This window comes from Jiella endophytica (assembly GCF_004519335.1).
Taxonomy (GTDB): Bacteria; Pseudomonadota; Alphaproteobacteria; order Rhizobiales; family Rhizobiaceae; genus Jiella; species Jiella endophytica.
Genome location: NZ_SOZD01000002.1, coordinates 20,935 through 37,935 on the forward strand (window position 1 = coordinate 20,935; position 17,001 = coordinate 37,935).

Annotated in this window: 16 protein-coding genes; 11 read left to right on the forward strand and 5 right to left on the reverse strand. The window is 66.6% G+C overall.

The features are described 5' to 3' along the window. Positions 1-42: 42 nt before the first annotated feature. The 9 genes from E3C22_RS05205 (at position 43) to E3C22_RS05245 (ending at position 10,034) form a co-directional block, all read left to right on the forward strand. Complete coding sequence (locus tag E3C22_RS05205; protein ID WP_245514802.1) at positions 43-681, forward strand: DNA-3-methyladenine glycosylase family protein; 639 nt, start codon at positions 43-45, stop codon at positions 679-681. 214 nt (positions 682-895) lie between these two features. Beyond that, complete coding sequence (locus tag E3C22_RS05210; protein WP_134760967.1) at positions 896-2,488, forward strand: peroxidase family protein; 1,593 nt, start codon at positions 896-898, stop codon at positions 2,486-2,488. Between the two features lie 286 nt (positions 2,489-2,774). Beyond that, positions 2,775-3,335 carry an HNH endonuclease gene (locus E3C22_RS05215; protein WP_134760968.1) on the forward strand — a complete coding sequence of 187 codons (561 nt, stop codon included), beginning with the start codon at positions 2,775-2,777 and terminating at the stop codon, positions 3,333-3,335. A 657-nt stretch (positions 3,336-3,992) separates the two neighbouring features. Then, a complete protein-coding gene (locus tag E3C22_RS05220) occupies positions 3,993-4,757 on the forward strand; it encodes a glutamine amidotransferase (RefSeq protein ID WP_134760969.1) in 765 nt (254 codons plus the stop codon). 32 nt (positions 4,758-4,789) lie between these two features. Beyond that, a complete protein-coding gene (locus E3C22_RS05225) occupies positions 4,790-5,560 on the forward strand; it encodes an ATP-binding cassette domain-containing protein (RefSeq protein ID WP_134760970.1) in 771 nt (256 codons plus the stop codon). A 32-nt stretch (positions 5,561-5,592) separates the two neighbouring features. Then, positions 5,593-6,579, forward strand: coding sequence for an autoinducer 2 ABC transporter substrate-binding protein (locus tag E3C22_RS05230; RefSeq protein WP_134760971.1), 987 nt, complete (start codon positions 5,593-5,595; stop codon positions 6,577-6,579). A gap of 190 nt (positions 6,580-6,769) precedes the next feature. Further along, positions 6,770-7,765: an ABC transporter permease gene (locus E3C22_RS05235; RefSeq protein WP_134760972.1), complete on the forward strand. Its 996-nt coding sequence runs from the start codon at positions 6,770-6,772 to the stop codon at positions 7,763-7,765. Next, a complete protein-coding gene (locus tag E3C22_RS05240) occupies positions 7,762-8,709 on the forward strand; it encodes an ABC transporter permease (protein WP_134760973.1) in 948 nt (315 codons plus the stop codon). Before E3C22_RS05235 ends, E3C22_RS05240 begins: the two co-directional genes overlap by 4 nt. Continuing rightward, on the forward strand, positions 8,706-10,034 hold the full coding sequence (locus E3C22_RS05245) for a M20 family metallopeptidase (RefSeq protein ID WP_134760974.1): 1,329 nt from the start codon (positions 8,706-8,708) through the stop codon (positions 10,032-10,034). Before E3C22_RS05240 ends, E3C22_RS05245 begins: the two co-directional genes overlap by 4 nt. Here the strand turns inward: E3C22_RS05245 and E3C22_RS05250 are convergent. Genes E3C22_RS05250 through E3C22_RS05270 form a run of 5 tightly spaced genes read right to left on the reverse strand, consistent with a single transcriptional unit; the run spans position 10,031 to position 15,075 of the window. Beyond that, entirely contained in the window at positions 10,031-10,924 is an 894-nt protein-coding gene (locus E3C22_RS05250) for a ribokinase (RefSeq protein ID WP_134760975.1), read from the reverse strand. The two genes, E3C22_RS05245 and E3C22_RS05250, sit on opposite strands and share 4 nt — an antisense overlap. Further along, positions 10,921-11,769, reverse strand: a complete 849-nt coding sequence (locus tag E3C22_RS05255) for a BtpA/SgcQ family protein (protein ID WP_134760976.1) — start codon at positions 11,767-11,769, stop codon at positions 10,921-10,923. Before E3C22_RS05255 ends, E3C22_RS05250 begins: the two co-directional genes overlap by 4 nt. A gap of 17 nt (positions 11,770-11,786) precedes the next feature. Next, positions 11,787-12,998, reverse strand: a complete 1,212-nt coding sequence (locus E3C22_RS05260; protein ID WP_134760977.1) for a carbohydrate kinase family protein — start codon at positions 12,996-12,998, stop codon at positions 11,787-11,789. Further along, positions 12,995-14,071 (reverse strand): ABC transporter ATP-binding protein, encoded by a 1,077-nt coding sequence (locus E3C22_RS05265; RefSeq protein ID WP_134760978.1) that lies wholly within the window; start codon positions 14,069-14,071, stop codon positions 12,995-12,997. Before E3C22_RS05265 ends, E3C22_RS05260 begins: the two co-directional genes overlap by 4 nt. Next, the gene (locus E3C22_RS05270) at positions 14,068-15,075 is read right to left on the reverse strand and encodes an ABC transporter ATP-binding protein (protein ID WP_206026925.1); all 1,008 of its coding nucleotides are present in this window, start codon (positions 15,073-15,075) and stop codon (positions 14,068-14,070) included. Before E3C22_RS05270 ends, E3C22_RS05265 begins: the two co-directional genes overlap by 4 nt. A 116-nt stretch (positions 15,076-15,191) precedes the next feature. On the opposite strand from E3C22_RS05270, the gene E3C22_RS05275 reads away from it, so the two are divergent. Together E3C22_RS05275 and E3C22_RS05280 are read left to right on the forward strand one after the other, a co-directional pair. Further along, entirely contained in the window at positions 15,192-16,136 is a 945-nt protein-coding gene (locus tag E3C22_RS05275; protein ID WP_167591648.1) for an ABC transporter permease, read from the forward strand. After that, on the forward strand, positions 16,133-16,981 hold the full coding sequence (locus tag E3C22_RS05280; RefSeq protein ID WP_134760981.1) for an ABC transporter permease: 849 nt from the start codon (positions 16,133-16,135) through the stop codon (positions 16,979-16,981). Before E3C22_RS05275 ends, E3C22_RS05280 begins: the two co-directional genes overlap by 4 nt. The last annotated feature ends 20 nt before the right edge of the window (positions 16,982-17,001 follow it).

The following is a 17,001-nucleotide window of genomic DNA, read 5'->3' on the forward strand; positions in this document are numbered from 1 at the left end:
ATGGTTGGAATGCGAGAGGAAAATGACGGAAGACACCAGGCGATGATCCGTTCGGAAGCCGACATTGCCGAGGCGCTGGATGCGCTGACAAAGGCCGATGCGAGGCTTTCGCAGATCGTCGCGACGGCGGGACCGGTGCCGCTGCGCAGATCCCGCTCCGGCCTCGAAGGGCTGATTGCCATCGTCGTCGCCCAGCAGGTGTCGAAGGCGAGCGCCGAGGCGATCTTCGGCCGCCTCGCCGGCGCCATCGACCTTTCCGATCCGCTGGCGATTCTCGCGACCGAAGACGACGTCCTCAAGGCGGTCGGCCTCTCGCGGCCGAAACAGCAGACGCTGCGCGCCATCGCACAGGCGGTCGCCGAAGGCCGGGTCGATCTTCCCCGCTGCGAAACCGCACCCGCCGATGAAGCCATCGCCGAACTCGTCGCCGTGCGCGGCATCGGCGCCTGGACGGCGGAGTGCTATCTGCTCTTTTGCGCCGGCCACCGCGACGTCTTTCCTGCCGGCGATCTGGCGCTGCAGGCGGCGGTCGCCCATGCGCTTTCCCACGAAACCCGCCCCAGCGCAAAACGACTCACCGAGATCGCCGAGGCCTGGCGCCCGCACCGCTCCGTCGCGGCGCGACTGTTCTGGGCCTATTACGCCACTATCCACAGGCGCGAGATGGTGCCGGCCGCGTGAAGATATTTCGTATACGCCCCGAGCCGTTGCGCTCTATTGATTCTCGTCACGGGGACCTCAGGCCGCCAGCTATTTCTCGAAATTTCCCGAAGGGAACTTTCTGCTTGAATTAATTCAGGGTTGTAATATCGTCCCTGCCGACTGCTGCTGACGCGTCGGGTATCCAATATACATTTCAGCTGTAGTCGCGACGAAACCGTCGGGGAGATTACAAATGGCTGATAATAGCGAATCTGCACGTCAGCAAAAATCAAGAGAATATATTAAAACCAATTCGAAAATGCCGCTCGGCACGCGAATGTCCCTCGAATTGATACATGGTGGTTTTGCCCGCTGCGCCGATCACTCGGGAGAAATGCAAATTTCTCCGGAAATGATGCGAAACGCCAAGGATATCGGTGATCATTTTTTCTACCATCTGAAAAACTCACCGTACAAATTCAACGAAAAACTTAATGATCATATCAGTAAAAAACCAGGTGGCCTCGCATATAGTTCGGGCGATCAGCCCAGCCGGCATATTCCCGCAGCTATGACATTTGTCGGGCAATTCATTGATCACGACTTGACATTGAATGCCGTCAATCTGACCGAGGATCAAAGCCAGGGGCCGATTGAAGACCTCGCTTCGCCGTTCATCGATCTGGATAGTGTATTTGGTCCTCGCGTCGATGATACGATGCCGGCTTCCGGCAGGCGGCGCGAAACGTCATACGACGAGACCTTCGGCCTGTTCACTCTCGTTCCCGTCTGCGACAGTGCCCTCGACGTGCAGGGATACGACGTTCCGCGCTGCCAAAAAACCGGCATTGCGCGGATTGGTGACAAACGGAACGACGAAAATCAACTCGTCTTGCAGGTGCACATCTTGATGATGCGCCTCAACAACGCATTCAGGCGGAAAGGTCTTTCGCCCCGAGACGCCAAACGAGAAACCATCCTGCATTGGCAATCGTTCGTCGCCACGCACTACCTGCCTCTCGTCGCACTGTCATCGGAGATCACGCTGGTTCGAAAACGGCTTTCGACCGATCCCGACTCCCTTCTCCACCACCCGACGATGGACATGGCCAAGGGCGGAAAACGACTCGGTATGCCGCATGAATTTGCCATCGGATTCCGATATGGCCACAGCCAGCTCCGCAGCGGATATCGACTTCGCGATACCGGTACCCCCTTTCCTCTCTTTGACACAACGCCTGAGGGAGAAAACGATCTGCGCGGCGACAAGCCCCTCACCCCCGAGCGAATCATTGACTGGGCTTTTTTTGCGGGAGCCGGCACGCCATCCAATCTGATCGATACCAAAGTAAACGACGTCGTGTTCCAGCTCCCGCCATCGACGATTCCGGACGAGATCAAGGACCGATTGAACCTTGTCGAGCGCAACCTGACGCGAAGTAAGAATATTGGTGTTTGTGCGGGCGAAGACCTCGTCACGGCCTACAACACCCAATATGCAGCCGACGCCACAATCTCGGCTTTGAGCCCCGAGGAAGTCACCAATGGAAGAGATGAAGAGCCATTCAATGATGAAGATGGCAAGTTCCGGACGCCGCTTTGGTATTACATCCTGAGGGAGGCGGAACACGACAATCCGCCCGGTTTTAGTGATGAAGGAAAGCTTGGTCATCTCGGCAGCCGGCTTGTCGCCGAGGTGCTACTCGCCGGAATTTACCACGCTGAGCCGTCTTTTCTCCGAGATAAAGCGTGGGGCGCCAAGATCCCTGTGGCCTCGGGTGACCAAAAATCTGTCTCTTTGACAGATATCGTGAGTTTCGTTGAGGGCGTCGAAGAATCCGCGTGATTGGAGAGGTGCGATACAGGCAAATCCAAATTGCTTCGTAGCGCCAACATATATTCAAAAGGGAGCGGCTAGGCAGTTGCTCCCTTTATCGTTCCGCCTTCAGACTTTCACCTCCGCCAGCGCAAATACGCAGCGTCTCCACTGATTTGAAATTCGCTGGAAACGCGTCCCGGCCTCAAGCCCCTGTCATGACTGGCTTCAGGCTTCACAAAGGCGACATGATAGAGCACGATAGTCCGCGCCGACGCAGGCAGCCTTATGACGGCGTCAGCCGAAGGAGAATGCGGTGACGATTGCGGTAAGTCAGGACTTATCCCCAGCCCTCGTCCTCAACGCCGATTTCCGGCCGCTGAGCTACTACCCGCTTTCACTCTGGTCCTGGCAGGACGCGATCAAGGCAGTCTTCCTCGACCGGGTGACCATCCTCGCCGAATATGACCGGGCGGTGCGAAGTCCGACCTTCTCGATGCGCCTTCCCTCGGTCGTCTGCCTCAAGACCTACGTCAAGCCCGCCCGCAACCCCGCCTTCACCCGCTTCAACGTCTTCCTCCGCGACAGATTCCAGTGCCAGTACTGCGGCTCGCCGCACGAGCTCACCTTCGACCACGTCATTCCGCGCTCGAAGGGCGGCCTCACGACCTGGGAGAACGTCGTCGCGGCCTGCTCACCCTGCAATCTGAAGAAGGGCGGCCTGATGCCGAAGGCCGCCGGCATGATCCCGCATCAGACGCCGTACCAGCCGACGGTGCACGATCTGCACAACAATGGCCGGCTGTTCCCGCCGAACTTCCTGCATGAGAGCTGGCTCGACTATCTCTACTGGGATTCCGAGCTCGATCCCGAGTGATCGCTCGCCGCGGCGCTCCTCCTGCGGCGATTTCCGTATCGCGATGAGCGGCGCAGCGACCTGAGGCCGCAGACGCCAGGCATTCGCGCATCCGGAAGCGTGTGAGTGCGCGAGAAAACGTCTCTGGCTGACGACCGATCCGTGCCGGCCGTCACCGGCGTTGCCGACGCCCCGCAAGGTCGCGGAAATCCTGCCTCCACCTGTTTCCCGCGCTCAGCGCCACAGAGACGACGCCGCAGCCTCGCACCGTGGGGGAACGGCGCCGGGCAGCCGCACGCTCCAGCAGATCGACGGAATGCCCTGCTGCTTCAAAAAACTTTCAGCGACCAATTTTCAGGCAATCTGGCTAGAATAAGCGCTTTACAGCCGCGTTGAACCGGTTCAATCTGCAGATATGAGCGATATCGCCCGTCCAGCCGGAGCTGCATCCGACCGCTGCCAAGGGGTTGCGCCGCCAATCGCCGCGCCGCCTTTCACTGGCGCCGTGGTCGGGTGCAGCACATTCCGGACACCGCGCGAGAGCGTTCCACCTCATTCGCTCGGCGAGCGAGGGCTGCGGGCCACGGACAGCCGAGGCAGGCGGCGCGCGGCCCCGCGAGCGGTCGCGGCAACGCAACGAAACGACGCCGGCAGGAGATCGGCGGAACGGAGAGGACGATGACGAAGAAGAACGTGCTTCTGGTCGGCGAAAGCTGGGTCAGCTCGGCGACGCACTACAAGGGCTTCGACCAGTTCGGCTCGGTCACCTTCCATCTCGGCGCCGAACCGCTGGTCGATGCGCTGAAGGACAGCGACTTCTCCCTCACCTATATGCCGGCTCACGAGGCCGTCGAGAAATTCCCCTTCGAGCGGGCCGGCCTCGACGCATATGACGCGATCATCCTTTCCGACATCGGCGCGAATTCGCTGCTCTTGCCGCCGGAGGTCTGGCTGCACAGCCGCACGGTGCCGAACCGCCTCAAGCTGATCCGCGACTGGACGAAGGACGGCGGCGGCCTCCTGATGATCGGCGGCTACTTCTCCTTCCAGGGCATCGACGGCAAGGCGCGCTGGCGCCGCACCGCTGTCGAGGAAGCGCTGCCGGTGACCTGCCTTCCTTATGACGACCGCGTCGAGATCCCCGAGGGCGCGGCGCTCGAGATCGGCGCTGCGGAGGGCATTCTCTCCGGCCTCGCAGGCACATGGCCGCCGCTCCTCGGCGTCAACGAGGTGGAGGCCAAGCCCGGCTCGGACGTTCTCGTCAGCCTGCCGGAAGAGCATGGCGGCCATCCGCTGCTCGTCACCGGCACCTACGGCAAGGGCCGCAGCGCCGCCTGGACATCCGACATCGGCCCGCACTGGCTGTCGCCCGCCTTCTGCGAGTGGGAGGGCTATGGCCGGCTCTGGAAGAACCTTCTCGGCTGGCTGACCGAGGCAGCCTAAGCGGCCCGACGGACGTGAGCGAAGGAGCGCGAATGACACCGCCGCTGATCGAAGCCAGGCAGATCTCCAAGCGCTTCGGCGCCCTCACGGCGCTGAACGCCGTCGACCTGACGATCCGCTCGGGCGAGGTCCTGGCGCTCCTCGGCGACAACGGCGCCGGCAAGTCGACCTTCATCAAGGTTCTGTCCGGCGCCCATCCGGCGAGCGACGGCGAGATCCTCGTCGATGGCCGGCCGGTGCATTTCGCCTCGCCGCAGGATGCCGCCGAAGCCGGGATCGCGACGATATTTCAGGAGCTCGCACTCTCGGAGAACCTGTCGATCGCCGAGAACGTCTTTCTCGGCCGCGAGATGACCCGCAACGTCCTCGGCGTGCCGTTTCTCAAACGCCGGGCGATGAAGCGTCAGGTGACCGGCCTCCTCGACGAGCTCGACGCCCATATTTCCGACCCGGAGGCCCCGGTCGGGAGCCTTTCGGGTGGCCAGCGGCAGGCGGTGGCGATCTGCCGGGCGCTCAATCTCGACGCCCGGCTGGTGATCATGGACGAGCCGACTGCAGCGCTCGCCGTCGCCGAGACACGCAAGGTGCTGCAGCTCGTGCGCCGCCTCGCCGACAGCGGCCGCGCCGTCATCCTGATCAGCCACAACATGCATGACGTCTTCGAGGTCGCCGACCGCATCGCCGTCTTCCGCCGCGGACGGAAGATCGCCGAGCGCGAACGCCGTGCGACCGATCCCGAAGAGATCGTCTCCTTCATCACGGGCGCACATCCGGACGTGCGGGCGCTCGAGATGCAGTCCTGACGCTCCGCACGCAACAACCGAAAGGCCGTCCCATGCTGAAGACCAGAACGCTCCTTCTCGCTGTCGCGGCGGCCCTTGCCGCCTCGACCACCTTCGCCGCAGCGCAGGACAAGGCCCGTGTCGCCTTCGTCCCGCAGATCGTCGGGATCCCCTATTTCGACGCCATGCAGCAGGGCGGCGAGCAAGCGGCGAAGAAGCTCGGCGTCGAATTCGTCTATCAGGGCCCCGTCGACACCAATCCAGTCGACCAGCTGCAGATCGTCCAGAACCTGATCAACCAGGGCGTCGAGGCGATCTCGGTGTCGGTGCTCGATGCATCCAGCCTCGCCCCCGTCGTCGAGGCGGCGAAGGCGAAGGACATCAAGCTGTTCACCTCCGACAGCGACGCGCCCGATTCCGGCCGCGCCCTCTATGTCGCCCAGGCCAGCGACCAGGGCCTCGGCTACACGATCATCGACGAGATGGTGAAGCGGGCCGGCGAAGACGCCAAGATCGGCATCGTCTCCGGCGAGGCGACCGCCTCCAATCTCAACGCCTGGATCGGCTACATGCAGGAGCGGGTGAAGGAGAAGTATCCGAACGTCACCCTGCTCGATCCGCAGTTCGCCGGCGGCAGCGCCGAGCGCGCCGCCCAGATCGCCGGCGACATGATGGCCTCGAACCCCGACCTGAAGGGCATCATCGCCGTCGCCTCGACCACCTGCCCGGGCGTTGCCCAGGCGATCGAGACCGCCGGCAAGATCGGCGCCGTCGTCGGTACCGGCTATTGCAGCCCGAACACTGCCCGCGCCTATCTGAAGAGCGGCGCCTTCGGCTATTCGGTGCTCTGGGACCCGTCGGAACTCGGCTACCTGACCGTCTGGGCCGGCAAGCAGCTGATCGACGGCAAGACGATCCCGGCCGAGACGACGCCAGAGGGCATGAGCCATCCGGTCACCTATGACGACAAGACCGGCATCCTCCTGCTCGGCGATCCGGCGGTCTTTACTGCCGACAATGTCGACGACTTCAACTTCTGACCGGGGTTTCCGGAGGGCCGAAACCGGCTCTCCGGCTAGGCCGTGCCGGCGACGGCCCGGCGCGGCATGACGGCCAGATGCCGGGCCGTTCCCCTCTGAACCAAGAGACCGGGACCGGGCGGTGAGCGCTCGGCCCCGCGACGATCGACACCTCGCCGCTTGGCGAAACCAAGGGACCAAAGGCTCCGTAATGGGCGCGATTGTGCGGCAGATCGGCGAACGCGAGCTCCTGCTCGGTGCGGCATGCATCGTGGCATTGCTGCTGTTCTCGCTCATCTCCCCCTACTTCCTGACGGCGACGAACATCCTGACGGTCCTGAGGAACTGCAACGAGCTGTTCCTGATCGGACTCGGCATGACGGTCGTGCTCGGCATCGGCGGCATCGACGTTTCGGTCGGGGTGGTGATGGGGCTTGCGGCGATCGCCGTCGGGCGGCTGCTTCAGGCCGATGCCGGGCCGCTGCTTTCCGGCCTTGCCGGGCCTCTCGCCGGCGGCGTCATCGGGCTGGTGACGGCGAGCGTCGTCGTCCTCGGCCGCATCCCCGCCATCGTCGCCACACTCGGCCTCTTCGGCGTCTACCGGGCGGCGGTGTTCCTGGCGCTCGGCGGCGCCTGGCTGTCCGGCCTGCCGACCGACCTCACCAGTGTCCTCGGCGCCCCGGTCCTCGGCATTCCGGTCGCGCTTCCCGTCGTCGCGATCGCTTATCTCATCGTCTTCGTGGTGATCCGCCACACACCCTTCGGCCTCCACGTGCTCGCCACCGGCAACTCCGAAGTCAAGGCGCGGCTCTCCGGCGTCAGCGTCCGGCGGGTGCAGTTCACCGCCTATGTGATCAGCGGCATCTGCTGCGGCCTCGCGGCGAGCTTCTACATCGCCACCTATCGCAACGTCGCGATGACCATCGGCGGCACGCTGGCGCTGGAAGCGATCGCCGCCGTCATTCTCGGCGGCACCAGCATCCTCGGCGGCAGGATGAGCCTGCTCGGCACGGCGCTCGGCGTCCTCCTCCTGCGCATCCTGCAGAACGGGCTGCTGCTGGTCGGCGTCCCCTCGCTCTGGCAGCCGGTGGTGACCGGGCTGCTCCTCATCCTCGTTCTCGGCACCGAGGCGGGGCGGGGCCGGTTCGACGCCGCCTCCCTCACCCGCCACCTGCGCCGGCCGGGCCGCCAGGGAGCCGCAGGATGAGCAGCCGCACCTCCCTGACCCTGCCGATCCTTGCCGGGCTCTGGATCCTCATCGTCGCCGGTCTCGCGATCCTGCAGCCGAGCGCCATGGCGCTGTCGACGGTCACCACCGTCCTGCAGTTCTCCACCCTCCTCGCCCTCGTCTCGCTCGGCCAGGCGATGGTGATCCTCGGCGGCGGCGCCGGCATCGACCTTTCTGTCGGCGGCACCGTCTCCCTCGTCGCGATCATCGCCATGCTGCTCGACACGGCGGGCGTGCCATCCTTCCTGCTGCCGGTGGTCTGCCTCGTCGCGGGAACGCTGCTCGGCCTCGTCAACGGCATTCTGGTCACCCGGCTGCGCCTCTTGCCGCTGATCGCCACCCTCGGCACCTTCTACGTCTATTCCGGCACCGCCCTTGCGATCACCGGCGGCTCGGCGATCGGCGGCGCGCCGGCCTATCTGCTTCCCTGGGGACGCGGCACGCTCGCCGGCTTCCCGCTGCCGTTCGTGACCCTGGTCCTGCCGCTGTTCGTCCTGGCGGTCCTGCTCCTGCGCTATACCGCCTGGGGCCGCTGGATCTACGCCTTCGGCTTCAACGAGCGCTCGGCCCGCCTCGTCGGCATCCCGGTCGACCGCGCCCGCTTCATCGCCTACGGCTTCAGCGGCCTGATGGCGGGCCTTGCCGCCCTTGTCAGCCTCGCCTGGCTCGGCAGCGCACGCCCGAACATCGGTCAGAACCTCGAACTCACCTCGCTGACCGCCGTCATGCTGGGCGGCGTTGCGATCTTCGGCGGACGCGGCGGCCTCGTCGGTGTGCTCGCCGCCGTCCTCCTCCTCGTCACCCTGCAAACGGGACTGCTTCAGCTCAACGTCAACACGATCTGGCAGGTCGGCATCATCGGTGCACTCCTGATCCTCGTGCTCCTCGTCGACAACATCCGCATGATCCGGAGAACCGCATGAACCCGACCGAACAGAGGATCTCAGAGGCCGTAGAGGCGGCGTCCGACCGCATCGTCGAGACGCTCTGCGCCCTCGTCTCCTTTCCCTCGATCGTCAAGAGCGACCCGCGCGAGGCGGGCCCCGGCGAACACGACTGCCAGCATTATCTGAAGGGCCGCCTCGAAGCGCTCGGATTTGCCACCGACCTCTGGGATCCCGACGGGCCGGCGCTGCTGGAAAAATACCGCGGCCGGCCCGGCGCCCATGAGGGCCGCACCTTCGAGGGCCGGCCCAATCTCGGCGGCACGCTGAAAGGCAGCGGCGGCGGCCGCTCGATCATGCTGAACGGCCATATCGACGTCGTGCCTCCCGGCTCGCGCGACCACTGGCGGAGCGACCCGTTCCAGCCGGTCGTCGAGGACGGCTTCGTGCGCGGCCGCGGCACGGTCGACATGAAGGGCGGCGTCGCCTCGATGCTGATGGCGATCGAGATCCTCAAGGAGATCGGCGTCGATCTCGCCGGCGACGTCGTCTTCACCACCGTCGTCGACGAGGAGATCGGCGGCATGGGTTCGCTGGCGATGGTCGACCGCGGCTTTACGGCCGATGCCGGCATCATGACCGAGCCGACCGCCAACCGCATCGCGCCGCTCTGCCACGGCATCCTGTGGGGCCGCATCATCCTCGACGGCATCGGTGGCCATGCCGAGCTGACGCCGAACAGCTGGGACGGCAGCGGCCCGGTCGATGCGGTGCAGCTGGTGCGGCAGATGCTCGACGGCATCGACATCCTCAACCGCCGCTGGACCACCGACCCGCGCAAGAACCATCCGCTGATGGAGCTGCCGAACCAGGTGATCGTCACCCAGATCCAGGCCGGCGAACATCCGTCCTCCACCGCGGGGCGCGGCGAGATCGTCGTCGACATCCAGTATCTGCCGCATGAGAAGGACGAATTCGGCCTCGGCGGCCATGTGAAGCGGGAGTTCGAGGCGCATGTCGCGGCGGTCTGCCAGGCCGATCCGTATCTGCGCAAGAAGCCGGCCCGGGTCGAGTGGATTCTCGACGCCGATTGCGCCGAAGTGCCGGCGGACCATCCCTTTGTCGCCGCCTTCCAGTCTGCCGCGGAAGCGGCAGAGCTCAGCCCGGCCCTGTCGGGCTTCGGCGCCCACAGCGACATCGGTCTGCCGACCAGCCTCGGCGGCACGCCGACGGTGAATTTTGGCCCGGGCGATCCCGCCCAGTCGCATCAGCCGAACGAGCAGGTCTCGATCCGCGACCTCGTCGACTGCACCAAGGCGATCGCCCTGGCGATCCACCGCTGGTGCGGGCCTGCGAAGGCTTAAGAGGCTCGCTGCGCGAGGATCTCGTCGGCGGTCGGAAAGGACGGCATCGTGCCGGGCCGCGTCACCGAGAGCGACGCGGCTTTCAGCGCGATGCCGAGCGCCTCGGAAAGTGCGAGCCCCTCCGCCAGCATGGCGGCGAGCGTCCCGACTGCGACGTCGCCGGCACCGGCCGTATCGACCGGGCTGACCTTCGGCGCGGAGAGGGCGACGAGGCCATCGCCGTTACCAAGCCAGGCGCCTTCCGCCCCGCGGGTCACCACCACCGTCCGGCAGCCGTGCCCAAGCAGCGCCTGAACCGCCTCGGCCGTCGAAAGGCCGGTGATGTGCCGGGCTTCCGGCCCATTTGCCACCAGCACGTCGGCGAGCGGCAGCAGCGGCCGCATGTCCCAGGCGATCGGTGCGGTATTGAGGATGACACGGGCGCCGCGGTCGCGCGCAAAGCTCGCCGCAGCCATCGTCGTCTCCGCCGAGAGATTGCCCTGCAGGACGAGGATGTCGCCCTCTTCCATCGCCGAGAGAGCCGCGAGCGCCTCGGCCGCGGCCAGACCCGTAGCCGAGGCCGCCGAGGAGACGATCATGTTTTCCCCGTCGGCCGAAACCCAGATCGACGAAATGTCGGTCGGCGCCTCGAGGACGCGCCATTCGACCGATAGCCCCGCCTCGCCGCAGAGCGCATCCCGCAGGAAGGTGGCGTCGGCATCCTTGCCGATCGGCGCGTTCAGCCGGGTCCTGGCGCCCGCCCGAGCAGCGGCCACGGCCTGGTTGAGCCCCTTGCCGCCGGCGCATCGCTCGAGCCCGGCGGAGAGCAGCGTCTCGCCCGGCGCGGGCAGCCGCCCGACCCGCTGGACGACATCGACCGTCGCATTGCCGAGCACATGGACGGTCGTCATCCGCGCAGCTTGCCGACGACGGCCATGAAGGCTTCGACCCGGCGCGGATCGACCTCGTTCCACCAGGAATCGCCGTGTTTCAGGGAGCTCGCGACGATCACCGCATCGGCGTGTTCGAAGATTGCGCCGACATTGTCCTTGGTGACGCCGCTGCCGACCAGCACCGGCAGGCTGGTCGACCGGCGGATCGCGGCGAGTTCCTCGGGATCGGCGCTGTTGCCGGTCCGCTGACCGGTGACGATCACCGCATCGGCGTCGAAGAACTCGGCGTCGCGGGTCAGCTCCGCCAGCGACCGGTCGGCGACGATGGCATGGGCGCCGTGCTTGACGTGGATGTCGGCGAAGACCCGGATGTCGTTAGCCCGAAGCCATGCGCGGTAGCGGCTGGCGGCCCCGGCCTTGCCCTCCATGAAGCCTTCATTGGCGACATAGGCGTTGGCCCACTGGTTCACCCGGACGAAGTCGGCGCTCGACGCCTTGGCGCTGGCGAGCGCGGTGTCGACGGCATTGGCGAGGACGTTGATCCCGACCGGCACCGAGACAGCCTGGCGCACCCGATCGGTCATCACCGCCATGACGGCGGCCGTCTCCGGCCCGAGCTCGTTAGGCTTGGCGAAGGGAATGTCGCCATGGTTCTCGACGATCAGCCCGTCGATGCCGCCGTCGACATAGCGCTTCGCCTCGGCGACGGCATGGGCATAGACCGTCTCGATCGGTTCGCCGTCATAGTGCGGCGCGCCGGGCAAGGGCCTCGCATGGATGACGCCGATCGCGACCTTGCGGCGCTTGAACAGCGCCTCGATCGCATTGGTTTTTTCCCGATAAATGGATGCCGGGTGGGACAAGTCTGGTCTCCCGCTGGTCAGAGGATCTCGATGGAGGTGTCCGCCAGGCCTTCGCCCGGCAGCGCCGCGGCGAGGTCGGCCGCCGTCGGGCGCACCTCCTGCCCGCCGAAACGCGTGGTCGCGAGGCTGCCGGCCGCGCAGGCGAAGCGCAGCGCCGAGGCGACGTCGACGCCGTTCAGCCAAAGCGCGACGAAGGTCGCGGCAAGGGCGTCGCCGGCGCCGGTGCGGTCGCACACGGCGACGTCGAGCGCGTCGGCCCGGTGCGCTGTTCCGCCCCGCTCGACGGCAAACGCGCCCTTGTCGCCGAGGGTGAGGACGACGACGTCCGGCCAGTCCGGTCCGCCGTCCCTCGCCCGGCCGGTCAGCCATGCCTTTGCCGCCTCGGGCTCGGCCGGACAGCCCGGCAAGGCCGCAAGGCTCTCGCGGTGCAGGATGACGACGTCGAAGCTGGCGAACAGGCGCTCGGAATTTTCCGCCAGCCAATGCGGCGGCAGGCCGGTCGCATGCATCGTGAGCCGATAGGAGCGCCGGCGCGCCAATTCGAGGACGCCGACCTGGCGCGGCAGCTGATAGCCCTCGAAATGCAGGCACCAGGGCACGCCGTCCGGCTCGTTGGCGATGACGAAACGCTCGACGTCGAAATCGGCAAGGCTTGACGGCTCGTTGACGATGGTACGCGCGCCGTCGCTTTCGACGAGGACGATCGCGCGGTCGAGGCGACCCTGCCGGCGCTCGCGCTGTGGGACCACCTCGACGTTGCGGGCGGCGAGTTCGGCCACCGCCCAGTCGCTGTCCTGATCGGTGCCGAGCACGGTGATCAGGCTGGCGGCGACCGGCCACGGGCCACCGATGCCGCCGGCGACGGCGGCGACATTCGCCGCGATGCCGCCGATCAGCTTCATGATCTCGATGGCGGTGAAGCGCTCCTCGCGCTCCGGCAGACGCGTCACCGGCGCGATCAGGTCGACGCTGACATAGCCGACCGCGGTCAGCCGCGGCCAGGCCCGCGGCCGCCGGTCGACCCACTCCGACAGGCGTTTGCGCGAGGTCAGCGAGCGGGCCGTCTCGGCCGGCTCGTAGTCGAGCTGGCGGATCGCCTCCTCGACCCGCGATCGCAACGCCTCGGAGACCGCGACCCGGCCGTTGAGAACGTTCGAGACGGTCCCCTTGGAGACGTTGGCGGTGCGCGCGACGTCGGCGATCGTCGGCCGTTGGTTGTCGACACTCATGTGGCGCGGCTTTCGGCGCGGGCCCGGCGGAGGAGATCGATGCGCAGGCGATAGGCCGGCGACATCCGCGCCTCCTCGTCGGAGAGGAGCGTCAGCCGGTCGAATTCCTCCGCCCGGATGCAGGCAGCCTGATGGCTACCACGCGAAAAGGTCGAGAGCGGCGGCTGTTCCGAACGGCAGGCATCGATCGCCGACGGGCAGCGCGAGGCGAAGCGGCAGCCCGGCGCCCTCTCATAGGGACTGGGCGGCTCGCCCGCGATCGCCTGACGCTGCCTGGCATCGCCCGGAACCGGGCTCGGCGAGGCGGCGAGCAGCATGCGCGTATAGGGATGGCGGGGATTGCCGAACACCTCTTTCGCCTCTCCGGTCTCGACGAGTCGCCCAGCATAGAGCACCCCGACATGGGTCGCGACATGCCGGATGACGGCCATGTCATGGGAGATGAACAGATAGGAGACGCCGAGCCTGTCGCGCAGATCGGCGAGGAGGTTGATCACCTGCGCCTGGATCGAGAGATCGAGCGCCGAGACCGCCTCGTCGCAGACGATCAGTTCCGGCTCGACGGCGAGCGCCCGGGCGATGGCGATCCGCTGGCGCTGCCCACCGGAAAATTCGTGCGGAAAGCGGTCGGCCTGGTGGGCGCCGAGGCCGACGAGTTCGAGCAGCTCGACCACCCTGTCGCGGACGTCCCGCCGAGGGCGCAGCCGGTGCAGCCGGATCGGCGCGGCGATCGCTTCGCCGACCTTGACCCGCGGATCGAGCGAGGCGAACGGATCCTGGAAGATGATCTGCATCCGCTGGCGCAGGCGCCGCATCTCGGCATCGCTCTTCTCCCCGATCTCCTCGCCGTCGAGAAGCAGGCTACCGCCGTTCGCCTCGACGAGGCGGAGGACGAGCCGGCCGATCGTCGTCTTGCCGGAGCCGCTCTCGCCGACCAGCCCGAAGGTCGCGCCTTTTTCGATGACGAAGGAGACGTCGTCGACGACATGCGCCGCCCGCTCGCGGCCGAAGAGGCCGCCGCCGGTGCGATAGGTCTTGGTCAGGTTACGGACTTCGAGGAGCGGCGCAGTCATGCGGGGAGCGCTTTCGCGACCGCTTCCTCGAGGGGCGCCCGCCAGCAGGCGACGTCGTGGCCGGGCTCCGCCGGAAGCAGCGGCGGATAGGCCTCACGGCAGCAGTCGACGGCGAACGGGCAGCGCGGCGCGAAGCGGCAGCCCTCCGGCATGTCGCCAGGCGAAGGGACCTGACCGTCGATCGATGCGAGCTGCCGGCCGAAGTCGTTCGCCCGCGGCATCGCGGCAAACAGCGACAGCGTGTAGGGATGCTGCGGGTCGGAGAAGATGGCGTCGCGACTTCCCCGCTCGACGACCCGGCCGGCATACATCACCGCGATCTCGTCGGCGATTTCCGCGACGACGGCGAGGCTGTGGGTGATGAACAGCACCGCCGTGCCGAGCTCGCTCCGCAACTCGTCGATCAGCGCCAGGATCTGGCTCTCGATGGTCACGTCCAGCGCCGTCGTCGGTTCGTCGGCGATCAAAAGCGCCGGCCGGCAGACGAGCGCGATCGCGATCATCACCCGCTGGCGCATGCCGCCGGAGAGCTGGTGCGGATAGGCGTCCATCCGCTGGTCCGCCGCCGGGATATGCACCCGCTTGAGCATTTCGAGCGCCGCCTCGCGGGCCTCGGCCCGAGACAGCGTGCGATGCTGGCGCAGCGCCTCGACGATCTGCTCGCCGACGGTCATCACCGGGTTGAGCGAGGTCATCGGTTCCTGGAAAACCATGGCGAGGCGGTCGCCGCGCAGCGCCGCCATCCGCTCCTCGGACAGAGCGAGAATGTCGGTTGCCTGGAACTGCAGGCGTTTCGCCGTCAGCCGGGCGTTCGGCGGCAGCAGCTTCATCAGCGACAGGGCGGTCAGGCTCTTGCCCGAACCGGACTCGCCGACGAGGCAGAGAATCTTCCCGGGAGCCAGCGAAAGATCGACGCCGTCGACGATGTCAGGCCCGTCGCCGAAGCCGACCCTCAGACCGGAAATCCGCAGCAACTCCGGGTCGTCGCGGGTCTCGGAAGTCATCATCTCTCCGTCCGCCTCCGCGAAACTGCCTCCGAAAAAGGCATTGACACATCGCTGTGCATCCAGTGATTATCAATCGAGTTGAACCGGTTCAAGAGAAAATGGAGCAGGCGCCTGTGGGCAAGTTTCTCCTGTCCAGACTTCTCAGTCTCGTCCCGATCCTGTTCGGAACCTCGCTCGTCGCCTTCTTCCTCATTCGCCTGATCCCGGGCGATCCGGTCATCGCGCTGCTCGGCCTCGAAGCCAATGACGATGCCATCGCCGCGCTGCGCTCGAGCCTTGCCCTCGACCGGTCCCTGCCGGTCCAGTATCTCGCCTGGCTCGGCAACGTCCTGACCGGCGATTTCGGCCGGTCGATCCAGGGCGGCCGCCAGGTGTTTCCGCTGATCCTCGGCGCCCTCGGCCCGACGGCCCTCCTCGCCGTCGCCGCGCTGGTCATCTCGCTGCTGATCGCCATTCCGGCCGGCATCGTCGCGGCGACCCGGCGCGACACCGTCGCCGACTACGGCGCCTCGTTTGCGGCCCTCTGCGGCCTGTCGATGCCGAGCTTCTGGCTGGGCGTGCTGCTGATCCTCGCCTTCTCGATCTATGTCCCGATCCTGCCTGCCTCCGGCTACGTCTCGCCGCTGGTCGACCCGCTTCGCTTCCTGTCCTTCCTCGTCCTGCCGGCGCTGACCCTCGGCACGGCGCTCTCGGCCGCGACGATGCGGATGACCCGCGCGACCATGCTGGAGGTGCTGCGGGCGGATTTCATCCGCACCGCCCGGGCGAAGGGCGTGCCCTGGCGAAGGGTCGTCTGGCGCCACGCCTTCCGCAATGCGCAGATCCCCATCGTCACCCTGATCGGAATCCAGATGGGCCAGCTTCTCGGCGGCGTCGTGATCACCGAGACGGTGTTCTCCTGGCCCGGCATCGGCAAGCTGACGGTGGATGCGATCTTCGCGCGGGACTATCCGGTGGTGCAGGGTGCGGTCCTCGTCACCGCCGTCCTCTTCGTCTTCATCAACCTTCTGACCGACGTCGTCTACACGCTGATCGACCCGCGGGTGGGCCTGCAATGAGCGCCGTCGCTGCCCCGGGAGCCGCCCTCGCACGCGGGCTGGTCCGCGATCGCCGCGCCGCCTTCGGCTGCGCCCTCGTCGTCGTCGCCTGTCTCGCCGCAATCGCGGCGCCGCTGCTCGCCCCCTACGATCCGAACGCGCCGGACTTCGTCGCGGCGCTCTCGCCGCCGTCCTCGGCGCATCTCTTCGGCACCGACGACCTCGGGCGCGACACCTTCTCCCGGGTCATCTACGGCGCGCGGGTCTCGCTGCTCGTCGGGCTGGTCAGCGTCGTCGGCGCGCTCGTCGTCGGCACGGGACTCGGCGTCGTCGCGGGCTATTTCGGCCGCTTCGCCGATGCGCTGATCATGCGGGTGATGGACGTCGTCTTCGCCTTTCCGAGCATCCTCCTCGCCCTTGCCATCACCGCCGTCCTCGGGCCGAGCCTTTCCAACGCCATCCTCGCCATCGCCGTCGTCAACCTGCCGGTCTTCGCGCGCATCGCCCGGGCCCAGACACTGGTGGTCCAGAGGCTCGACTTCGTCGAGGCGCAAAGGGCGCTCGGCTTCGGCCCCTTCGCCATTCTCGCCAAGACGATCGTGCCGAACATCCTCGCGCCGATCATCGTCCAGGGCTCGCTGCTCTTTGCCGCGGCGATCATCACCGAATCCTACCTCTCCTTCCTCGGCCTCGGCGCCCAGCCGCCGACGCCGACCTGGGGCAACATGCTGCGCAACGCCATCGGCTTTCTCGGCCTCGCGCCCTGGCTCGCCTGGTTTCCCGGTGCCGCGATCTTCCTGACGGTGCTCGGCTTCAATCTCTTCGGCGATGCCCTGAGGGACATCTTCGACCCCCGCAACACCTGACCCACGCAAGAGCGAAAGGA